At 44.5% G+C, this 18,461-nt stretch carries 11 protein-coding genes and 1 tRNA gene; 10 read left to right on the top strand and 2 right to left on the bottom strand.

Going from position 1 to position 18,461, the window contains the following annotated elements; genetic code table 11:
• Positions 1–30 precede the first annotated feature (30 nt).
• Both D7V92_RS00670 and D7V92_RS00665 read left to right on the top strand, forming a co-directional pair.
• Positions 31–103 (top strand) — tRNA-Lys (locus tag D7V92_RS00670).
• 901 nt (positions 104–1,004) lie between these two features.
• A complete protein-coding gene (locus D7V92_RS00665) occupies positions 1,005–2,243 on the top strand; it encodes an MFS transporter (RefSeq protein WP_080707590.1) in 1,239 nt (412 codons plus the stop codon).
• A gap of 63 nt (positions 2,244–2,306) precedes the next feature.
• Here the strand turns inward: D7V92_RS00665 and D7V92_RS00660 are convergent, their stop codons facing one another.
• Positions 2,307–3,203 (bottom strand): PfkB family carbohydrate kinase, encoded by an 897-nt coding sequence (locus tag D7V92_RS00660; protein WP_005859778.1) that lies wholly within the window; start codon positions 3,201–3,203, stop codon positions 2,307–2,309.
• 744 nt (positions 3,204–3,947) lie between these two features.
• Here D7V92_RS00660 and D7V92_RS00655 point away from each other — a divergent pair.
• Both D7V92_RS00655 and D7V92_RS00650 read left to right on the top strand, forming a co-directional pair.
• Positions 3,948–6,824, top strand: coding sequence for a DUF6383 domain-containing protein (locus D7V92_RS00655; protein ID WP_121772080.1), 2,877 nt, complete (start codon positions 3,948–3,950; stop codon positions 6,822–6,824).
• Positions 6,825–7,102: 278 nt separating this feature from the next.
• Entirely contained in the window at positions 7,103–9,289 is a 2,187-nt protein-coding gene (locus D7V92_RS00650; protein ID WP_121772134.1) for a DUF2339 domain-containing protein, read from the top strand.
• Here D7V92_RS00650 and murF read toward each other — a convergent pair.
• Positions 9,284–10,567 carry a UDP-N-acetylmuramoyl-tripeptide--D-alanyl-D-alanine ligase gene (gene murF, locus D7V92_RS00645; RefSeq protein WP_005867352.1) on the bottom strand — a complete coding sequence of 428 codons (1,284 nt, stop codon included), beginning with the start codon at positions 10,565–10,567 and terminating at the stop codon, positions 9,284–9,286. The genes D7V92_RS00650 and murF overlap by 6 nt on opposite strands.
• A gap of 129 nt (positions 10,568–10,696) precedes the next feature.
• Here murF and folP point away from each other — a divergent pair, with 129 nt between their 5' ends.
• The 6 genes from folP (at position 10,697) to D7V92_RS00615 (ending at position 18,360) form a co-directional block, all read left to right on the top strand.
• Positions 10,697–11,536: a dihydropteroate synthase gene (gene folP / locus D7V92_RS00640; protein WP_121772079.1), complete on the top strand. Its 840-nt coding sequence runs from the start codon at positions 10,697–10,699 to the stop codon at positions 11,534–11,536.
• A gap of 27 nt (positions 11,537–11,563) precedes the next feature.
• On the top strand, positions 11,564–12,349 hold the full coding sequence (cdaA, locus tag D7V92_RS00635; RefSeq protein WP_008779131.1) for a diadenylate cyclase CdaA: 786 nt from the start codon (positions 11,564–11,566) through the stop codon (positions 12,347–12,349).
• 127 nt (positions 12,350–12,476) lie between these two features.
• The gene (gene pta, locus D7V92_RS00630; protein ID WP_121772078.1) at positions 12,477–13,490 is read left to right on the top strand and encodes a phosphate acetyltransferase; all 1,014 of its coding nucleotides are present in this window, start codon (positions 12,477–12,479) and stop codon (positions 13,488–13,490) included.
• A gap of 25 nt (positions 13,491–13,515) precedes the next feature.
• Entirely contained in the window at positions 13,516–14,718 is a 1,203-nt protein-coding gene (locus D7V92_RS00625; protein ID WP_036614670.1) for an acetate/propionate family kinase, read from the top strand.
• Positions 14,719–14,875: 157 nt separating this feature from the next.
• Positions 14,876–15,586: a UMP kinase gene (pyrH, locus tag D7V92_RS00620; protein WP_005867363.1), complete on the top strand. Its 711-nt coding sequence runs from the start codon at positions 14,876–14,878 to the stop codon at positions 15,584–15,586.
• Between the two features lie 110 nt (positions 15,587–15,696).
• The gene (locus tag D7V92_RS00615) at positions 15,697–18,360 is read left to right on the top strand and encodes a substrate-binding domain-containing protein (RefSeq protein ID WP_121772077.1); all 2,664 of its coding nucleotides are present in this window, start codon (positions 15,697–15,699) and stop codon (positions 18,358–18,360) included.
• Positions 18,361–18,461: the final 101 nt, after the last annotated feature.

Genomic DNA, 18,461 nt, shown 5'->3' with positions numbered 1-18,461 from the left:
CACCCGCATTACAGAAGTAACGCACAGGATGATTCGCTAGCTCAGCTGGTAGAGCACAACACTTTTAATGTTGGGGTCCTGGGTTCGAGCCCCAGGCGGATCACTGAAGAACAAAGCCCAAAGAGATAAGTCCTGCAATATTAACGTATTGTGGGACTTTTTATGTTTTAGGGATCGGTCGATAATCCTCCTGTTTTCTTAGCCATAAGTTTGGAATCGGTCACGTTTCACACACTCTTAATTTGTTGTATTGCAGCGATATGCTGTGAAGGCTGTAAAGGGGAGCGTGGAGACGCTTACATGTCTCTTATCCCGAAGATGTGATGAGGATGAGCTTGTGGTATTATGACAATTAATCGTAAGATCCATGCCGCAATGTGTATTCCATCAAGGGATAGTATAGTCTAACACCAGACGATCTGATCTTTTCACATCGGTGAAGAGATCTTTTCACCTATGTGATACGATCGTTTCATATCTGTGAAAAGATCATATCACAGGCGTGAAACGATCTTTACCTATAGATAGAACAGCTACTGCTGTGTCAGCTAACGCTTTTAGTTGACTACATTTCGTCTTATAAATAAGCCTGGTTGACTCGATTAATACTTAATAATAATAAAGTGTCTTGTTGTGATTTCGCGTTGAAGGCATCTTCTTTCCCGGCTTTCTAGCGTAATGCCCTTGGCTAAGGGACGCTCTCTGGGAAAGCATCTGGCTTTTCTCGTTCAGTTGTATAATCACGACCGGCTAGTTCGATAGGATGGTTATTTAAGCCCGTAACTCTTCCCGTGATAACTTGTGCCTGTGTGAATGTGGTAAATTCATCCTCGATTTAGTCAACATTCCTGTGCATATTTCGCAAATATACTTTTCATTAGGGAATCTACCTAATAAATTCTACTTTTAGGACTTAGGGGATTAGGATATATTTGATAGCTTTGCGGAGGAATGGGGTTCGTGCCTCTTTCTCGAATAGATGATAACAATAAAAGTAAATGATAATGAATGAAAAAATGAATACTCCATTGGGTAGCGCTTTTCCCAAGGAACGGGTTCGTTATGCGATGCTTTCTTTCTTTTTAGCGCAAGGTCTTTGTTTCTCTAGTTGGGCTAGCCGTATTCCGGACGTGAAGGATTTCTTTGAGGTGAATTACGCTTTCTATTGGGGTTTGGTCTTGTTCCTGATCCCGGTAGGTAAGTTTGTGGCGATACCGTTAGCGGGTTATTTGGTGTCGAGGTTGGGAAGCCGTATTATGGCGCAGGCCAGTGTGTTGGGATATGCCTTGGCCTTATTCGCGATCGGTACGGCACATAATATTTATCTGCTGGGTGTCTATTTATTCTGTTTTGGGGTGTTCTGGAATCTTTGCGATATATCCTTGAATACGCAAGGGATTGGTATCGAGCGGCTCTATGGACGTACGATTATGGCCTCATTTCATGGAGGTTGGAGTCTGGCGGCCTGTTTAGGAGCTTTGATCGGGTTTATCATGATCGTATCCGGCGTCACTCCGTTCTGGCATTTTACGTTGATTGCATTATTGATTGGAGTGACTGTTTTGGTAAGCCGGAAGTATTTGCAGGAAGACGTGGCGGTTGAGTCACCGGAGGAAGAGAAGGAAGCGGAGAAGAAAGAAGCTCCGGCATTGTTGAGCTTTATCCGTAAGCCGGAAATGCTGTTGATCCAGTTAGGTATCGTCGGACTGTTTGCCTTGGTGGTGGAAAGTGCGATGTTTGATTGGAGTGGACTTTACTTCGAATCGGTACTACAAGTTCCTAAATCCTTGCAGATCGGTTTCTTAGTGTTCATGGTGATGATGACGGTAGGCCGTTTTCTTACGAACTCCGCCTATAGTGTTTTAGGAAAGCAGAAGGTGTTGCAATTGGCGGGTTTCTTTATTTTTGCCGGTTTCTTTATCTCAGCCATGTTGGGCGGTATGTTCGAATCGATGACGGTAAAGGTGATCGTGAATTCCTTAGGCTTTATGTTGGTAGGCTTGGGTATCTCGTGTATGGTGCCTACTATTTATAGCTTGGTGGGTGCTAAATCGAAAACTCCGGTGGGAATTGCCTTGACAATCCTTTCTAGCATCAGTTTTATCGGCTCGTTGATCGCACCTTTGTTGATCGGAGCGATCTCGCAGGCTTTCAATATGAAATACGCTTATATCGTGGTCGGCTTGTTAGGGCTTTGTATCTTGCTAATGACTACATTCTGCAAAGCATTCAAGAATAATTAAAGATAGAGACTTGAGAATTGAAAATTAGGAGAGAGCGAATAATTTTCAATTCTCAATTTTCAACTACTCAGGCATTCGTTGTTCCGCTGTCTCTAAACATCGCAACACATCTTCCTTAGTGCCGTTGAATGGGCCTATTCCTTCGATTTTCAATGTTGTCATAGCTGCCGCGAAACGTCCGGCTTCTTCTATGCTTGCGCCTTTGGCACGTTTATAGAGATATCCTGTCATATAAGTATCACCCGCTCCGGTAGCGTTTACGACTTCTTTCGGTATGTAAGCGGGGATTTTATGGAAAGTGGAACCGTCGTAAATGATAGATCCCATGCTTCCGAAAGTCAGCAATACCTCTTTCACGCCCCAATCGTAGATAACTTTTCCTGCGTTTACGGCATCGGTATATCCGGTTAACACCTCCATCTCATGTTCGTTAGCCTTGAGGAAGTGCACGTATTTAAGTACTTCTTTTTTCTCTGGCCAATCCACTGCAAATACATCTTTGTCTCTTACTTCCCGTAGATATCCTTGCGAGTCAATCGATACTAAGCCTTTCCCCGCTAAATACTTTACCACTTCCAAAGAGAAATCATCGGCAAGCAAACTACCAAGGTGGAAGATCTTGGAGTTGATGTTCTCCAGATATTCCACGGTGAAAGGATCTGCTTTCGCCAATACACGTTGCGTACGGTTATCTTGGTTCTCTCCATAAATATTCTCGAAATAAACGGTGTGCTTACTTGGCATCACGGCAACGTCGATACCTTCGGCTCGTAGTTCCTCCACCGTTTTCATCTCAGATTCAGCCAAGGCTGTCACTAGAGTATAGTCGATATCATCGAAATGTTTTATCGCATGCGAGAAATAAAAGGAGGTTCCTCCCGGCATATGGACGGTGTTCTTAGGTGTTACTACCTTATCCAAGGTGATGTGTCCTACGCAGCAAAGTTCGTGTGTATTCATTTTTTACTCAGTTTATTATAAAGCGACAAATTTATGAAAAAAGAGTTCAAGTACATAGGATAGTCGTTATTTTGACCAATAAAAGCATAAACGAGGCGTTTCCATTCAAGAGCGAAAGTATTTACATATAGTAGAAACGAAAGTGTTTACCTCTAGAAGTAAAGTCATTTACATATGGAAGTAAACAGCGTTACATCTAGTTGTAAATGTAATATGCTGATAATCCGTATATAATACTGTTGGCGGATAATGCTCGGTGTATCTGCTGGAAATATTCAAATTCACCTTATCCGATAAGCATGCTTATTTGGATTTAGAAAGAAGAATTGATAATCAGTCAACGACATAGATAATATATAATGTACGCTCGTACATTATAATATATGCAATACGCATAGAGGTTATACTACTATATAGGTGATGTATATTTTATGTGCGATGGAATAGAATGTGAGAAACGACTAGTCTAAACGATCGATTTTTATAGTCATTTGCAAAGGTACGCGTTTCTTCGACACTTACAACCCTTCCGCATTATTTTTTTATCGCTTATCCTCTTTCTTATCAATAGGATAGGTTATCCTTTACGAAACAACGGATTCTTTCAACAAATCTCCTGTTTTGGCACTAAAAAAACGCAAGATTTAGACGATCGTTTAGACTAGTCGTTTTGTACCCATTTAGGTGGGATGCATATATAAAGAGCTTTTAATTAACACTAGTATTAATATTAATTTTAGAATTATGAACAAAAAGTTTTCTACTCTTTTGGCGGGAGCTTTGCTAGTAACCGCTTTTTCTGCGGGAGCTGCTAATGTTGCTCCTAACGATGTGAAAGCTGGAGAGTATTATTTGATTGGTAATACCACGGATGGTTATTTGACAATCGGTAATAACTACAACCAGACAGCAAAAGACTCCATTATGTTTATTAATGCTCAAGCTGATGCTGATCTTTGGAATTTAACCAAAGCAGGTTATGATGAAGCTACAGGAGTTCAACGTTATACCATTAAGAATAAGAATGGTGTAGTTCTCTCTGTAGCTAAGAGCGATAAAGCTCCTTTCAGTATCCGTGGAGGTATCAGTGAGTTTGAGGTTGCGGGTACTACTGCCACTGGTTACTCTATTTCTGGAGCAGTTGCCGCAGGTAAGGTTCTTTCTTTGAAGAAAGCAACTTCTTTGACGGAGACCCTTCCTATTAATGCTTCTCCGATGGCTACTTATAATATTGAAGATCCGGGAACAAAGACTTTGGTTGCAGAGGAGATTTCTGATTTCTCTGTATTTACATTGGTCGCTGATCCAACGGTAACGAAGAACCCGTTTGATGGAGTTGTTGTAAGAGCTAAGGACGTTACAAGCGCTGGTCAGGCTTGGATTCAATTCGAGGTAGCTGATAAGAAAGACTTCTTTATTGGTGTCGATACTACTTTTACTACGATTCATAACCAACAAAATGTCTTTGGTGCGATTTTAAAAGCTGATAGTACTTATGCTGTGAATGAGAAACATACTGTAGGTAATGCAGATTTTCAGTTGTTCAAGGTTGTTAAGGATCTGAGAACAGATAAGATGACATTGACTGTTAAGTCTGCTCCGGTGAAAACAAGAGCTAATACTAGTACTCCATTCAGTATTCAAAATAATGCGGTGTTGAAATATGCTAAGATAGATAACTTGAATGTATTAACAGTAAGTGTTGATACTCAAGGTTCTGCTTTGGCATTTACTCAAACTCCGGGTACTCCCGCTAGCTTGCCTAACGGTGCTGGTGTTTATTTCTTGAAGAACAAGAATACCCATAATGCTATGGGTACTGCTAAAAACACTAACTATAATAAATACTATGGTGAGACTGTTACAGACTTTATCTCTTCTATCTCTAACGTGAAACGTGAAGGTCAATACTATGTGGCAGAGAAGGATGGTCGTTATGCAGTTGTTAGCCGTATGCAGGGTGGTGACGCTGTTACGAATTATGCGTTGGATGGAACTGCTGATTATCGTGAGATTTATAAAGTTTCTGATAATGTATTTACTTTCAATGGTACAGATACGATTGAGTTTGTTTATGCGAAGGAAGTAACAGAAGCAAAAGATCGTTTCTTAGGTTACAAGTCTTTCACGAAGGAAGAGGCTATGAATGATGCTTTCGCATTGAATTTGGTATCGGGAACTCCGGGTGTTGATGGTTTATACGCTTATGCGAAAGATTCTTTGATCTCAATTAAATCTACTGATTTTGATGAGGCTATCAAGTTTAAGGTGCAACCGGTAACTTTATATAGTTATGCTGTTAATGGTGGTGTGATTGATTATAGCGATGTGAAGTCTACCTCTACTATTTACAATAATGGTGGTGCTCAAGCTTTGAAGGATACATTATCTGTATCAATGTATACGTTGAGTGAACAATATACGAATAATAACTTTACAAGCAATGTTAATGGAGTACTTGCTGATGTTAAGTTCTTAGATCGTACACCTGTAGAATTTGTATTTGTTAATGGTGATGAGGCTGGTGAATATTTGATGATACCTGCTTATTCTGTTGAACACTATAGCGCAGCTGTGACAGAATCTTCTCCTGAGATTATCGAAATGAATAATAAAGTCGTGTTTAATGTGAGATCATCTGCTTTATCTTATGTGGAAAAAGATGATGTACGTGATGATTTCTTCAAGTTTGAAAAAGCTCCGGCTCCGGTTTACGCTAACTTAGGTGCTCCTTCTCATAAGATCCTTTCTTCTTCAGAAGGTGATGGTAAGGCTCTTTCTATGAATCCGACTACATTGTTCGCAGAGGTTAAGACCGCTGAACAAACTCCGTATATCGATAGCTTGTTCGGTTTGTGGATTGATACAGCTTGCGTGAAGGATATTACAAAACCTTTATATTATGTAACAACTGGCAATGGCCTTTCAGAGGTTGATCGTGAGGCTGGTTTTATGTATTATTTAGTTAATCCGTTTGATTCAGCTTATGTAGCTAATGATAATGGAAATAGCGTTGCTAATACAGAAAGTGCATATTTGTATAAGGATTATAATAATAATACATATGCAAAAGCTGCTTTTGTGAAAGCAAAAGTATATGGTGCAGATTCACTGACAATCGCTCGGTCAAAAGCAACTGCTGCTGATACGTTGAAGAACATGAGTGTAAATCCTGCGGCTATGGCATTTAGAACAACTGCAGCTACTGATGGTACAACTAACCTGATTGTAGAGAACACTGTTAATGTATTCAATGGCCAAGATGTTGATGATAATCAATTGTATTATCCGCAATCTTTCTTCTTGAAGGTTATTAACAATGTTTTAGTTTGGTCTTCTGTTCCGACTGACGCTCATATGTTTAATGTTGCTGCTACTGAATTACACCCGACATCTAACGATAGCGTTGAAGAAGGAGCTTCTGCTATCTCTGTTATCGCTAACGATGGTACTGTAACAATCCAAGGTGCCGCTGGCAAGTCTGTTGTTATCTCTAACATCTTAGGTAAGGTGGTTGCTGAGACAGTTCTTTCATCTGATAACGCTACAATCGCTGTACCGGCAGGTATCGTAGCTGTAGCTGTAGAGGGTGAGGCTGCTGTTAAGGTAGTTGTTAAATAATTATTTTATTCGAAATGATACAGTAGAGGCGGGCACGTCCCGTCTCTATCTAAATATATTTAATTAAATAATTTCCACGCAACAAAGTATCCCGTGATGGGGGAACGTGTGGTTAATACTAAAGTAAAAAAGTTCTTCCGATAGTATTTCCGTGAGGAAGGAAACCGGATAAAAAATTGCTCCCGGCGATATTCGTATCGTCGGGACTTTTTTATGGTTCGGAAAGCTTTTACATAAATAAATGCGTATATTGCGGCAAGCTTATAATTTTAGAGTTTATGGAATATACCTTACTGATACTTCTATTACTGATCATGATTTGGATAAACTTGCGTAATAAGATATCCAAATCACAAGAGAAAACGGAGGAATTGTTGAAAGAGATCGCTGCCTTGCGTAAACGTTTGGAGAATAGTCCGGAAGTTGCGGACGAGATAAAGGAACCCGAGCCTGAGACCTTGAAAGAACCGGAAGTTTTCGTACAACCTGAACCTGTAAAGGCGATTGTCGAACCTGCGAGAAATCTTCAACCCCAGAAGGTGCGGAAGCCTGTCAATTATGAGAAATATATCGGTGAGAACCTATTCGGTAAAATCGGTATCCTGATACTCGTCTTGGGTATGGGTCTTTTCGTGAAGTATGCGATAGATAAGGAATGGATAAACGAGACCTTGCGTACGATCCTTGGCTTTGGGATGGGCGGATTACTTCTATTCGTGGCTTGGCGTTTGAAGGATTCCTATCGTACTTTTAGCTCTTTGTTGGCGGGAGGCGCTTTTGCGATCTTCTATGTAACGGTGGCGATCGCCTATCATTATTACGGGCTGTTTAGCCAAACGGTCGCTTTTATTCTGCTTGTGCTGTTTACCGGATTTATGTCGTCTTTATCTATACTCTATAATCGTAGGGAACTGGCGATTATCGCTTTGGTGGGTGGATTTATCGCTCCATTCTTAGTGGGTAGCGGAGATGGAAGTTATTGGGTGCTGTTTACCTATGTCATGATCTTGGACCTAGGAATGTTCGGGCTATCTATCTATAAGAAGTGGGGGGAATTGCCTGTAATTTGTTTTGCCTTGACTTGGATCGTCTTTGCAGGTTATACGTATGCTGCGGATCTGGATTTGATGGGAAGTGTCCAATTAACACATTTACTTATTTTCTCTATTGCCTTCTATTTGATCTTCTTATTATCGGTCGCTTCCATCGTACGAATCAATATCCGGGGGATCAATCAATATTTATTAGGAGTGATCGGATTGAACAATTTTGTATTCCTGTTCTTTGCCCTTTGTCTCCTGCAGAATATGGAGCTTGAGCGGAATTGCAAAGGTCTGGTAACCCTTTTTGTTGCGGCTATTAACTTCGCTCTTTTCTTTTGGATCAAACGGAAAGGGGAACCTTTCACTTTCTTGATGCATACGTTATTGGGTATCGCTCTTACGTTCGTATCGGTGACGATCCCGATCCAACTGGAAGGGACCTTTATTACCTTGTTTTGGGCTTCAGAGGTAATGATTATTCTCTGGTTCTATAGTCGTTTCCGTCTGCGGGTTTACGAGATATTCGCTTGGGTACTTCCGGTCTTGACGCTGGGCTCTTACGGAATGGATGTCTTCCACGGATGTATGGAGGCTCGGTACGGAGATTCTTCCCTATTTATAAATGGCTTGTTCGCTACCGGTATTTTTACGGGGCTATCGTATTGGGTAGACGCTTGGTTGGTACGTCCGACAAGGATATCTACGAAAGGGCCTCTCTTGACGGGATGTGTCGTATTATATATAGCCTTTGTTTTCGATTTCTATTCATATGTAGATCCTTCGATCGTGTCCTTTAGCTATATCGAGACATTTACGGTGGCGGTTTTATTTGCTGCGAATGTTTTATTAGGGAAAAGCTATTTGCCTGTGTCAAGAAATGCGGGGGGATACGGACTACTCTTGGGGCTATCTTTATCCCTGTTCGGAGGAATGTCTTTGTGGGTCGGGTATGATGATCTCTTTATTCCCCGGTTCCTGCTATGGGTTTCCTTGCTTTTAATCGGGGGGCATATTTTTGTCTTGGGGCGGTACTATTATAAGTCATTTGACGCAAGAGAAAAGCGTACGCATGGGATGACCTTATATATTTGTTTGCTGTCTACGATATTACTGGCCGTGGGAACGAATAATTTGTTGAATCAGTTGGGCTTGCCGGATGAATTAAGCGCAGGCTTCTCTATCTCGTTGAGTCTTGCCGGCTTTATGCAAATGGCGGTGGGAATGCGATTGCACCTGAAGGTTGTCCGGATGATTAGTTTGGCCACTTTCTCGATCGTATTGCTAAAGTTGGTGTTGGTAGATCTGTGGCTCTTGCCTACGATCGGGAAAGTGGTCGTCTTTATAATCTTGGGAGTTATCTTATTGGTTCTCTCCTTCTTGTATCAGAAGTTGAAAACCGTCTTGTTCGATGATAGCTTATAGGATATCCGCTAGTTTCTCCAGCCCCATGCTATGAGAGCCTTTGATCAAGATATGATAGCCCTTTAACGGCTGTTTCCGAAGCTCTTCCACCATTGCCTCCGTGGTAGCGAAGGGGGAGAACTCTTTGCCTACCTTAGAGAAATGCTCGCCGCAGAGGAACACCTTGTCGAACTGGCCTTTCTTGATCTGTTCGACAACCTCCGCGTGTAATTCGTCGCTAGTTGGTCCAAGCTCGCGCATATCTCCAAGGATGATGGCTTTAGGCTGTACGGGCATGGTGATGAAATTGTCCAGAGCTACTTTCATGCTACTCGGATTCGCATTGTAAGCATCGATAATCAATTCGTTATTCTCGGTTTTCTTGAATTGGGAACGGTTATTGGTTGGCTCGTAAGCGGCGATAGCACGACTGATACGCTCTGCCGGGATCTTGAAGAAGCGGCCTACGGCGACGGCGGCCAATACATTATCTAGGTTATAACTACCGATCATATGTGTTTCGACGGTATGCAACTTTCCTTGTTGCTTCCAATTGAACACTAAGAAAGGATCGCAACTGACTACCTGTCCGGACGCAAAAGCATCATCCCCGTTTCCATATGTGATTTGTTCGATGCCTTTGGCGATAGACTGAAGGTACTCGTTCTCTTTCTTGATAAATATCTTGCCTTTGGAGCGACGGATATAATCATATAACTCCCCTTTTGTCCGGATCACACCCTCGAAAGAACCGAAGCCTTCCAGATGGGCACGGCCTACGTTCGTGATGATGCCATAGTTAGGATGGACGATATCCACTAATTCCTTGATGTCTCCCGGATGGCTGGCGCCCATCTCGATAACCGCCATCTCATGGTCATGAGTCAATCGGAGCAAGGTCAAGGGAACGCCAATATGATTATTGAAATTACCTTCGGTATATAGCAAATTGAATTTCGTTGAGAGTACGGCAGCCAATAACTCTTTGGTCGTGGTCTTGCCATTCGTTCCGGTAATCCCGATGATCGGCAACCCCAGTACCTTGCGGTGATGGTGCGCTAATTGTTGCAAGGTCTTCAGCACGTTATCAACAAGGATCGTGCGTTCGCCTATATAATAATCGGGATTGTCTATGACGGCATAGACACAGCCGGATGCCAAGGCTTTCCCGGCATATTGATTTCCATCGAATTTATCGCCTTTTAAGGCGAAGAAGATAGAACCCTTCGGACAGTTCCGGCTATCTGTCGTTATTTGAGGGTTATGTATAAATAAATCATAGAGGTCGATAATACTCATGACTGTATCGCGTTAAATATTTATTCCTGTCTAATTCGGCGCAAATGTAGCAATTAAATAAAGAATGAAGAATCTAGAAGGAGATTTTAAGAGAGAAACCTGTATCTTTGCTGGAAATAAGGAAAGATCATGTTAGATAAAACGCTCAATATTAGAGGGACACTTACTTCTTTAGCGACACCGTTGGTGATGGGAATCTTGAATATTACTCCTGATTCTTTTTATGCGGGCAGCCGCAAACAGACCGAGACCGCTATCGAGGACCGTATCCGGGAAATCTTATCGGAGGGAGGGGATTGGATAGATATCGGTGGTTATTCATCCCGTCTGGATGCCGCTGAGGTTACGCCGGAGGAAGAGATGCGCCGTTTGGAGTTTGCCTTACATATATTAAATAAGCATTACCCGGATATCCCGGTGTCCGTAGATACGTTTCGTGCGGGGATTGCGCGTCGTTGCGTAGAGGAATATGGAGCAGCTATCATTAACGATATCTCCGGCGGTGAGTTGGATGCGGATATGTTCCAAACGGTAGCGGATTTGAAGGTGCCTTATATTATGATGCATATGCGTGGAACCCCTCAAACTATGCAGAGGCATACTGATTACCCGGATATGATGGAGGAGATCATGCTGTACTTTTCCCGGAAGGTACGCCAGCTTCGGCTTTTAGGGGTGAATGATATCATCCTCGATCCCGGCTTTGGCTTTAGTAAGACGTTGGAGCAGAATTACCAATTGATGAGCCATTTAAAGGAGTTCTCTATTTTTGAGTTGCCTTTATTAGTTGGAGTCTCCCGTAAAAGCATGATTTATAAATTACTGGGTGGAACCCCTGCGGATAGCTTGAACGGAACGACCGTATTGAATACGTACGCTCTCTTGAACGGCGCTAATATCCTTCGTGTACATGATGTGCGGGAAGCAGTGGAAGCCATTCGCGTCATAGGTCAAATGACCAACAAATAATTTTCAACTTTCAATTCTCAATTAACTATGTGGATGCATTTCGGTATAAAAGACTTGATTGACGTATTGCTGGTGGCTTTCTTCCTGTACCAGACCTATAAGTTGATGAAAAGCTCGGGCACATTGGCTATATTCAGTGGGGTCGTATCATTCATCGTCGTATGGATCTTGATCTCGCAGGTATTGGAGATGCGGTTGATGGGGGCCATCTTGGATAAGTTTATTAGCGTAGGTTTCGTGGTTTTGGTAATCCTCTTCCAAGACGAGATCCGCCGTTTCCTGTTGGCGTTAGGTTCGCACCGGGGCTGGAAATTCCTAGGAAAACTTTTTTCCAAACGAGGAGACGACCCGGAGAAAGAAGGGAAGTTTGTCGCTCCTGTTGTCTTGGCCTGTATGAATATGGCCCGGAAAAAGACGGGTGCCTTGATCGTGATCCAGCAAGATATGGACTTGACGATCTATGAGCATACGGGCGAGATGTTCAACGCCGATGTAAATGCCCGCTTGATCGAGAATATATTCTTTAAGAACAGCCCGTTGCATGATGGTGCCATGATCATAGCCGATAACCGGATCAAGGCGGCCGGTTGTATCTTGCCGGTCGCCCAGAACGCCACCCTTCCCAAGGATATGGGATTGCGCCATCGTTCCGGTTTAGGGATGTCATTGGAAACGGATGCCTTGGTCATTATTGTCTCGGAGGAGAGAGGAAAGATCTCCGTGGCCCATAAAGGCAAGCTAAGTGTGAATGTGACAGCGGAAGAACTGCAACAAATACTCTCTGGGGAGCGGGAAGTGACGAATTACTGTTAAAAGATCTGAAACTGGTATCTCTACCTGTAATTCTTTTGCCTATTTTGTAAACTCTATATTGCATTATGCCTAATTTTGTAGCCGGATTACGAGTACAATTATTAAATAATATAAAATATCTTCCGCTATGGATTTAATGCAAGACATTATTGCGCGCGCTAAAGCTGACAAGCAGCGTATCGTTCTTCCCGAAGGTACCGAGGAAAGAACTCTTAAAGCTGCCGACCGATTACTGGCCGACGGTGTAGCAGACATTATCTTAATTGGAAACCCCGCTGAGATCAAGGAGTTGGCGTCTGGTTTTGGGTTGAACCACATCGGTGAGGCAACCCTTGTCGATCCGAAAAATCACGAGAAGAAAGCCGCATACGCAGACTTGCTTTTCCAACTTCGCCAAAAGAAGGGTATGACTCCCGAGAAGGCTGCGGTTCTAGTTGAAGATCCTTTGTTCTTGGCTTGTTTGATGATCAAGGCGGGTGACGCTGACGGTGAGATCGCTGGCGCTGAGAATACGACGGGTAATGTATTGCGTCCTGCTTTGCAAATTATCAAGACGGCTCCGGGCATGAAGTGTGTTTCCGGTGCGTTCCTTATGTTCACGCAGACTCCTCAATATGGGGATAATGGTATTTTGGTATTCGCTGATTGCGCGGTTATGCCAAACCCGAACGCGGAAGAGTTAGCTAGCATCGCTGTCGCTACCGCCGCTACGGCTCGTAATATCGTAGGCGTTGAGCCTCGTGTGGCTATGTTGAGCTTCTCTACGAAGGGTAGCGCTTCTCACGAGATGGTGGACAAGGTAGTGGAGGCTACTCGCTTGGCTAAGGAAATGGCTCCGGATTTGAAGATCGACGGAGAGTTGCAGGCCGACGCCGCTTTGGTTGAGGCTGTAGGTAGCAAGAAAGCTCCGGGTAGCGAGATCGCCGGTAAAGCGAATGTTTTGGTATTCCCGACTTTGGAGGTGGGTAATATCGCTTATAAGCTGGTTCAACGTTTGGGTGGCGCTGAGGCTGTCGGTCCTATCCTTCAAGGTATGGCCGCTCCGGTGAACGACTTGTCTCGCGGTTGTTCCGTAGACGATATTTATAAGATGGTAGCGATCGCTTGTAATCAATCCATCGGTTTGAAATCCGCAAAATAATAGATAATCCTAACGACTTAATAATATGAAGATTCTAGTATTGAACTGCGGTAGTAGTTCTATCAAATATAAGTTATTCGATATGACCTCCGGTGAGGTTATGGCTCAAGGTGGTATCGAGAAAATCGGTTTGCCGGGCGCGTTCCTGAAATTGACGGATAAGGAGGGCAAGAAGGTGGTTATCGAGAGAGAGATTCCCGGCCATCAACAAGGTATCGAGTTTATCTTGAGCGTATTGACCGACGCTACTTATGGTTGTATCAAGGACTATAAGGAGATCGACGCTGTAGGTCATCGTTTGGTACATGGTGGCGAGGAGTTCGCTTCTAGCGTATTGATCAATCAGGATGTAATCAATAAGGTAATCGAGTGCTCTGATTTGGCTCCGCTTCATAACCCGGCTAACTTGAAGGGTGTTCGGGCGATGGAGGCTTTGATCCCGGGTATTCCTCAAGTAGCGGTGTTTGATACGGCTTTCCACCAGACCATGCCGGATTATGCGTATATGTACGGTTTGCCTTACGAGATGTACAAGAAATATGGCGTACGTCGTTATGGCTTCCACGGAACCAGTCATCGATATGTATCCCGTCGTGCTTGCGAGATCTTAGGTGTTCCTTATGAGGATCAGAAGATTATCACGGCTCACGTAGGTAACGGTGGTTCTATCACCGCTATCAAGAATGGTAAGAGCGTGGATACTTCCATGGGCTTGACTCCGGTTGAGGGTCTGTTGATGGGTACTCGTTGCGGCGACGTGGATGCGGGTGCTTTGTCTTTCATCATGGATAAGGAAGGCATGGATGGTGCCGGCCTTTCCGACTTGATCAATAAGAGAAGTGGTGTTGCCGGTCTTTCCGGTATCTCTTCCGATATGCGTGAGATCGAGGCTGCCGTAGCTGCCGGAAATCCGCGTGCGATCATGACCTTGAACGTATATAACTACCGCATCAAGAAATATATCGGCGCTTATGCCGCCGCTATGGGTGGTTGTGATATCTTGGTTTGGACCGGTGGTGTCGGTGAGAACCAATGGGCGACCCGTCGTGCGGTTTGCGAGAACATGGAATACATGGGCATGAAGATCGATGTTGAGAAGAACGAGGGTATGCGCGGCGAGGAGATGGTAATCAGCACTCCGGACAGTAAGGTGACTATCATCGTCGTTCCTACGGATGAGGAATTCATGATCGCCGCCGATACCTTGGAGATCTTAGATAAAAAGTAACCAGTAACGTTTCATATAATTTTAGCTAATCCTCGCAGCTTACAAAACACGGGATTAGTGTTTAGGTCGCCCCGACACCGGTTGGGGCGATCTTTTTTATGCGAATATCGGATTATTCGTTACTTTTGCGGAATTACATATTAAATATATACAAAACATGGCTCAATACAAACGTATCTTATTAAAATTAAGCGGTGAGTCGCTGATGGGTGGTAAACAATATGGGATCGATGAGGTTCGCTTGAATGAATATGCGGCACAGATCAAGGAGATCGCCGAGATGGGTGTACAGATCGGTATCGTGATCGGTGGAGGTAATATTTTCCGCGGGTTGAGCGGCGCTTCCAAAGGTTTCGATCGGGTAAAAGGAGACCAGATGGGTATGCTGGCAACGGTGATCAATAGCTTGGCGCTTAGCTCCGCTTTGGTCGCTCAAGGTGTGAAGGCGAAGGTACTGACGGCTATCCGTATGGAACCGATCGGCGAGTTCTATAATAAATGGCGTGCGATCGAGTTGCTGGAACAAGGCAACGTGGTAATCATGTCTGGCGGTACGGGTAATCCGTTCTTTACTACGGATACCGGATCTTCCTTGAGAGGCATCGAGATCGAGGCGGATGTCATGCTGAAAGGTACCCGTGTGGACGGTATTTACACCGCTGATCCGGAGAAAGATCCTACGGCTACCAAGTTCTCCGATATTACGTATGATGAGATCTATACCCGGGGCCTGAAGGTAATGGACTTGACCGCTACCACGATGTGTAAAGAGAACAACCTCCCGATCATCGTATTTGATATGGATACCAACGGCAACTTGAAGAAAGTGATGAGCGGAGAGAATATCGGGACACTGGTGCATAATTAGTGCCATTAACCGATGACATGGCAGTGCCATCCGTATGGCACTGTCGTGCCACAGGCATGGCAAGGTTGTGCCAGCCCTGTGGCAAATACGTTAGACCTTTATTCTTGTATATGAAGCATCCCTTTTTACTAGTATGGTTAACCTTGATCGTATTGTGTGGTTGTACGAGCTCGGGGAAACAGAAGAGGCACGTTATTGGCCTCTCCCAATGTATGTTGGACGATGCTTGGCGGGAAGCTATGATTAACGATATGCGTATCGAAGCCTCTAACTATGATGATGTGGAAATTATTATAAAGGACGCGCAAAACAATAACGAGACACAAATACAACAAATACGAGACTTGATCCGCCAAAAGGTGGATGTCTTGATCATCTCCCCCTATCAATCCGAGCTGATCACGGCAGTTGCCGAGGAAGCGTACCGTGCCGGAATCCCGACGATCATTACAGATCGCAAGGTAAATACCGATCAATACACCTCTTTTGTCGGGGCGAACAATTATGAGATCGGACTAGCGGCAGGCAATTACGCCGCCCATTATCTTCCCCCGAACGCTATTATCTTAGAGATATGGGGACTCACGCAAACCTCCCCGGCGCAAGAGCGACATAAAGGTTTTGTCGATGCCTTGCGAGAAAGGGAGGATCTTTCTTTCCGTAAGATAGAAGGACAATGGCTGGTCGATACCGCCCGGATGGAGCTTCGGAAGTTAGAGCATCCCGAGCAGATAGATTTCGTTTACGCCCATAACGACATGATGGCCATAGCCGCCCGGGAATACTTTATGGCATGGGATTCCATCCGAGGACGGGATTTGCGGATTATCGGCGTGGATGCTGTGGCGGGTGCCGGTCTGGAAGCCGTGGAAGATGGACGGATCAACGCCTCTTTCCTCTATCCGACAGGAGGGGAGCAAGTGATTCGCACGGCTATGCGTATCATTCAGGGGGAGCCGGTGGATAAGTTTATCCCTCTTCGTACGGCCCCGGTAGATTATCAGTCTGCCCGCACCTTATTGTTGCAAGCGGACCAACTCCAGAAATATAAGCAACGTATCGAGGCGCAGCGTTCCCGTATCGACGGTTTGTCCGACCGGTTTTATTTCCTGCGAAACTCTTTAGGGGTGATCTCCTTATTGATGATCGGTTTTATCGCCCTTTCCATTTACGCCTTTTACATAAACCGGAAGATGAGGCAAGCGAATCGTAAGCTAATCTCCTTGAACGCGGAGATGAAAGAGGTGACGGCGCAGAAACTCCAATTCTTTACGAATGTCTCCCACGAGGTACGTACGCCCTTGACCTTGATTCTCGCCCCTTTGGATCGCTTGATTGTCTCGTTGCGGGAATCTCCTTACGCCTCGGATCTAGGACTGATCCAGAAGAACGCCAACCGTTTGTTGCGTGTGATCAATCAGATATTGGATTTCCGGAAGGTGGAAGGCAAGCAAGAGAAACTAGCGGTACGGGAAATCGATTTGGTTCCTTTCGTTGGCGAGATCAAATCTTATTTTGACAGTATGGCCTCGGTACGTGCGATCTCTTATACAATCACTTCTTCGATGAAGCAATGTACACTATGGATCGATCCGGACTTATTGGAGAAGGTATTAGTCAATCTTCTCTCGAACGCTTTTAAGTTTACGCCGGAGGGAGGTAGCGTGCGGATAGAGCTGACGGAAGAGGGAGACCGGGTCTTTATACGGGTTATTGATACGGGAAGTGGTATCCAACCCGGTAACCTTCCGCATCTGTTTGATCGTTTCTATACGGAGGATCGGTCGATGGGAACCGGGATCGGATTGCATTTGGTAAAGGAGTATATACATATGCACGGAGGGGAGATCCGTGTGGAGAGCGAGCCGGGGCAAAGAACTACCTTTACGGTTTGCCTACGGAAAGGAAAGGCGCATTTCGAGGATAGCGACCTGATGGAAACGTCCGTATCCCATCAAGCCTACGAAGCCTCCCGGTTGGACGATTCGGAAACCAAGGAGATGCTTTCCAAGACCTATCCTTATACGATACTGATCACCGAGGATGACGATGAGGTCCGCGGCTTTTTGGAACGCGAGCTTAGCCTTCATTTCAAGATCCGGACGGCTGCGAACGGGAAAGATGCCTTGCGGGTATTGGAAGAGGAGGAGATATCATTGGTAGTAAGCGATGTGATGATGCCGGAGATGAATGGTTTCGAACTTTGCCGGACGATCAAGTCGCAACTTCCCTTTAGCCATATCCCGGTGATCTTATTGACCGCCTTGACCGATGAGCGTCAACGGATTTTCGGAATAACCGGCGGGGCGGACGATTATATACAGAAGCCTTTCCATACGGATTACGTGAAGATCAAGATTATCCACCTATTGCAAGAACGCCGGAAGTTACGGGAACGTTTGTTGGAGAAGCTGCGGGATAATAAGCTCCTTCTGTCCGAGCCGGAAAAGGTGGAGAGTGTCGATGATGCCTTCTTGCGTAAGTTCGCGGAACAGATCGAGGCGGTTTACGCAGACCCCGAATATAATGTGGAGAAACTAAGCGAGACCTTGGGATTATCCCGGGGGCACCTTCACCGGAAGATCAAGGAGCTTACCGGAACCGCACCCGTCGAGTTCTTGCGTACCTATCGCTTGAATAAGGCGACCCAGTTGTTGAGGCAGAACGCGTATACGGTGAGTGAGGTCGCTTACCGAACCGGTTTCTCCTCGCCCGCTTACTTCTCTAAATGTTTCAAGGCGGTCTACGGGGTTACGCCTACCGAGTATCAATAACATTTGTACGATCTTTATCACAAATGTCATATCTCCTCATCTTTAGGGGATAAGTGTTTTTCTATCTGGAAGAATCCTATTAATTTTGGCGGAGAATCAAA

Source organism: Parabacteroides sp. CH2-D42-20 (assembly GCF_003670185.1).
Taxonomy (GTDB): Bacteria; Bacteroidota; Bacteroidia; order Bacteroidales; family Tannerellaceae; genus Parabacteroides; species Parabacteroides distasonis.
This window is presented reverse-complemented; position numbering and strand designations above follow the sequence as displayed.

Excerpts from the sequence above, each read along its gene's own strand:
- pta (WP_121772078.1), top strand. The coding sequence starts at position 12,477 with ATGGATTTAATGCAAGACATTATTGCGCGCGCTAAAGCTGACAAGCAG.
- pyrH (WP_005867363.1), top strand. The coding sequence starts at position 14,876 with ATGGCTCAATACAAACGTATCTTATTAAAATTAAGCGGTGAGTCGCTG.
- D7V92_RS00655 (WP_121772080.1), top strand. The coding sequence starts at position 3,948 with ATGAACAAAAAGTTTTCTACTCTTTTGGCGGGAGCTTTGCTAGTAACC.
- D7V92_RS00660 (WP_005859778.1), bottom strand. The coding sequence starts at position 3,203 with ATGAATACACACGAACTTTGCTGCGTAGGACACATCACCTTGGATAAG.
- D7V92_RS00625 (WP_036614670.1), top strand. The coding sequence starts at position 13,516 with ATGAAGATTCTAGTATTGAACTGCGGTAGTAGTTCTATCAAATATAAG.
- murF (WP_005867352.1), bottom strand. The coding sequence starts at position 10,567 with ATGAGTATTATCGACCTCTATGATTTATTTATACATAACCCTCAAATA.
- D7V92_RS00615 (WP_121772077.1), top strand. The coding sequence starts at position 15,697 with ATGAAGCATCCCTTTTTACTAGTATGGTTAACCTTGATCGTATTGTGT.
- cdaA (WP_008779131.1), top strand. The coding sequence starts at position 11,564 with ATGTGGATGCATTTCGGTATAAAAGACTTGATTGACGTATTGCTGGTG.
- D7V92_RS00650 (WP_121772134.1), top strand. The coding sequence starts at position 7,103 with ATGGAATATACCTTACTGATACTTCTATTACTGATCATGATTTGGATA.
- folP (WP_121772079.1), top strand. The coding sequence starts at position 10,697 with ATGTTAGATAAAACGCTCAATATTAGAGGGACACTTACTTCTTTAGCG.
- D7V92_RS00665 (WP_080707590.1), top strand. The coding sequence starts at position 1,005 with ATGAATGAAAAAATGAATACTCCATTGGGTAGCGCTTTTCCCAAGGAA.